Origin of the sequence: Variovorax sp. J22R115 (genome assembly GCF_030317005.1) — a bacterium.
Taxonomy (GTDB): domain Bacteria; phylum Pseudomonadota; class Gammaproteobacteria; order Burkholderiales; family Burkholderiaceae_C; genus Variovorax.
Genome location: NZ_JASZYM010000048.1, coordinates 1 through 3,073, shown reverse-complemented (window position 1 = coordinate 3,073; position 3,073 = coordinate 1). Strand labels below are relative to the sequence as shown.

The following is a 3,073-nucleotide window of genomic DNA, read 5'->3' as shown; positions in this document are numbered from 1 at the left end:
GTGAGCGTCCGGCCGATCCACCTTGACCCGGATCAGAGCCCGTGATCGTCAAGAGGTGGTCGTGGGTCCAACGAAGGCGACGCACTCGACGAGGTTGAGAGCGGCCAGCAGCAGGTATTTCTCGGCATCGGTGCGCACACGCAGCAAGTCGTGGTCGCCGAGGTATCCGTAGGCGAACGCGAGCAGATAGCGCTCGGGATGTTCGTCACAGAACTGCTGCACGACCTGATCGGCCAGCTCTCCCGGCAATCCCTCATTGAAGCGGACGCGGGCTGTCAAGCGCTGCATGCACGTCTCCTGCAAGTCCTCCGAGACGATCGGCCACGTATGGCCGCTGCGCTTCATCGCCTGGAACGTCACGAACAGGATATGCAGCGGCACCTCCAGCTCCACCATGCCCACTCCCATGCGCGACAGCGCGAGGACCGAGGCGAGCAGGTTGGGCTGCTGAGCGAAGATCTCGTCAGCCAGGCGCACCTTCTGCGCCTGGGTCATGCCGTTGACGTCGATGGCCGCTTTGACCATCACGGCCTGCGTGATCACGCCCATCTTCGTCAGCTCGGCCGCCAGCGATGCGGCAGCAGTTCATCCAGCCTATGGCTGGGATGCGCGTGGATGCGCGCCAGCACGTCGCGCAGGTACGCCCACGGATCCAGGCCGTTGAGCTTGGCGGACTGCACCAGACTCATCACCACCGCTGCGCGCTGGCCGGCCAACTCACTGCCCACGAACAGCCAATTCTTCGCGCCGAGCTTCCAGGGCTTGATCTGCCGCTCGACCAGGTTGTTGTCGATGACCACCGTGCCGTCGTCCAGGTGCAGCGTCAGCGCCTTCCAGGCATTGAGGCTGTAATCGATTGCCCCGGCGATCTTGCTGCCGTCGATCACCTGTGTGCGCTGCAGCTTCAGCCATACCTCGAACTCGTCCCACAGCGGTTTGCTCAGCTGCTGCCGCGCGTGCCGACGGTTGTCGTGATCCATCTCGGCGAAGGCCGCCTCTGCACGGTAGATCCGCGCCCAGCGCTGCAACGCTTCGGTGGCCACCGCACTGGCGCTATTGCCGCCGCGGCTGAGTTCCTCGAAGTACCGTCTGGCATGCGCGGCGCACGCCGCCGACCTGCGCTGCGGGTAGACCTTCGCGTCCAGCACGGCGTTGTAGCCCGCGTACTGGTCGGTGATCAAGGTACCGTTCCACGGCGGCTCTGGGCACGGTGGTCCCTTGCCGGCGAGGAAGGTCATCGGATACTGCGACCCTCGGCCCAGGCAGAACTCGTAGATCACGCCCGGATGAGGGTCGTGATGGCTGCGCGCCCAGGCCCAGACGTAGGCCTTCTTCGTCTTGCCCGACCCCGGGTCCAGCAGCGGCACTGGGGTCTCGTCGACATGCAGCACCCGGCAGCTGAGGATGAAGCGCCGGTGCGCCTCGTACAGCGGCTCGAGCTTGGCGCCGCCGGCGCCGCTCCAGGCGGCCAGCGTCGAGCGCGGCGTGTGCACGCCCGAGCGTGCGTTGATCGGCTCCTGCCGGTAGTACGGCAGATGGTCCACGAAGCGGCTGATCAGCGTGTGCGCCACCAGCCCGCTGGCGGGGATACCGCCGTCCACCACGTCCGGCTCGGCCGGCTCCTGGCGGATCTGCTGGCAGCACCTGCAAGCCCACTTGCCGTAGATGTGCCGGTGCACGAAGAACTTGGCCGGGACGATGTCCAGCTTCTCGCTGATGTCCTCGCCGATGCGCTGCATGGGCCGGCCGCACTCAGGGGTCGGGCAGCTCGTGTTCTCAGGCTCGTGGCGATGCTCGACGCGCTCCAGGTGCTCGGGCAGCGCCTGGCGGCGCGGCTTGCGTGGGGGCGCCTTCGGGGTCTTGGGCGCTTCGGGCAGGCCGCGCTGCAACTCAGCCAGTTGCGCCTGCAGGCTGGCCTCGTCCTCGGCCAGAGTGTCTTGGAACAGGGCGCGCTGCTGGGCTGTCATGGCCTCGGTCCTGGCGCCGAACTTCCAGCGCTTGAGACGGGCGAGCTCGAAGTTGACCTTCTCCAGCTTGGCGTGCGCCCAAGCGATCTCGCGCGCCTGGGTCTGAACATGCTGCTGCAACCGCGTGATCAGCGCGGCCGCTTGCGGCGGCAGCTGTGCCATGTCGATTTGGAAGGCAGCGGTGTCGCCGAGCATGCTCGGCATGTTGCACGAGTCGGGACGCGCTGCACATCGGCAGATGCGATGTCAACGGCAGCGCTGGGCTGTCAGTGCCCTCACGATCGGTTGATGACGCTGAGTTCGCCCAGGCGCTGCCACGGCAGACCGACCGCGAGAGCTTCGAATTGCTGCGCGCTCAGTTGCAGCGTTGCATCCGCCGGGACCTGCCCTGGTGGACGCTCCAGCCAGACGAAGCGTCCCGCGTGCAGGCGGCGCGTCGCGCACCACACACCGAAGCCGTCGTGCACGAGCAGCTTGATGCGCGTGGCGCGCAGGTTGGCGAACAAGTAGCCATGGTGCGCATGCGCCGCGCCGACGGTATTGACGACGATGTTGAGCAACCGGTCGGCGCCGGCGCGCATGTCCTGAGGCTGGGTGCATAGCCACAGCGTGTCGATGCGGATCAACGGGCCGGCTCCTCGGCGACGCACAGCGCATCGGCCAGGGCGCGCAACTGCGCAGCGTACAGCGCGCCTGCGCTGGCAGCGCACTGGAGCTTCACGTGCAGGCCGCCGCGCTGAAGTTCGATGCGGATGTCGGGCTGCGGTGCAGGAGCGGCGATCGGCGCGGGCCGCGGCAACTCCACAGGGACGAACTGCAGGGCAGGCGCGGTGCCACCGGCCGCAGGCGCCGCGGCGCCCATGCGCTTGAGCCCGCGGCCCGTGAGCCACTTGCGCACGACGTTGGTGTTCAGGCCGTGCGCGATGGCCACGGCCGAGACCGACGCGCCAGGCTGCCGGCACTCGGCCAGGATGCGGGCCTTGAACTCGGCACTGTGGACTCGGCGATTGGAAGTATTGGGATGCATAGGCGTCCGCCAAATTTAGGTGGACGCCATCCTCGGGAGCCGCTGCGTCAGGCGCAAGGTGGGATCGCTGGACGCTCAC

Annotated in this window: 4 protein-coding genes; all 4 read right to left on the bottom strand. The window is 67.5% G+C overall.

What is annotated here, in order from left to right:
- Positions 1 to 48: 48 nt before the first annotated feature.
- A complete protein-coding gene (locus QTI04_RS34070) occupies positions 49 to 549 on the bottom strand; it encodes a hypothetical protein (RefSeq protein ID WP_286619621.1) in 501 nt (166 codons plus the stop codon).
- 5 nt (positions 550 to 554) lie between these two features.
- On the bottom strand, positions 555 to 2,171 hold the full coding sequence (locus QTI04_RS34065; protein WP_286619620.1) for an IS66 family transposase: 1,617 nt from the start codon (positions 2,169 to 2,171) through the stop codon (positions 555 to 557).
- A 71-nt stretch (positions 2,172 to 2,242) separates the two neighbouring features.
- The gene (gene tnpB, locus QTI04_RS34060) at positions 2,243 to 2,593 is read right to left on the bottom strand and encodes an IS66 family insertion sequence element accessory protein TnpB (RefSeq protein ID WP_286619619.1); all 351 of its coding nucleotides are present in this window, start codon (positions 2,591 to 2,593) and stop codon (positions 2,243 to 2,245) included.
- The gene (locus QTI04_RS34055) at positions 2,590 to 2,994 is read right to left on the bottom strand and encodes a transposase (protein WP_286619618.1); all 405 of its coding nucleotides are present in this window, start codon (positions 2,992 to 2,994) and stop codon (positions 2,590 to 2,592) included. The genes tnpB and QTI04_RS34055 overlap by 4 nt, the downstream gene beginning before the upstream one ends.
- Positions 2,995 to 3,073: the final 79 nt, after the last annotated feature.

What these genes read in the sequence shown, in the direction of transcription:
- QTI04_RS34055 (WP_286619618.1), bottom strand. Translation starts at nt 2,994, where the DNA reads ATGCATCCCAATACTTCCAATCGCCGAGTCCACAGTGCCGAGTTCAAG.
- QTI04_RS34070 (WP_286619621.1), bottom strand. Translation starts at nt 549, where the DNA reads ATGGGCGTGATCACGCAGGCCGTGATGGTCAAAGCGGCCATCGACGTC.
- QTI04_RS34065 (WP_286619620.1), bottom strand. Translation starts at nt 2,171, where the DNA reads ATGCCGAGCATGCTCGGCGACACCGCTGCCTTCCAAATCGACATGGCA.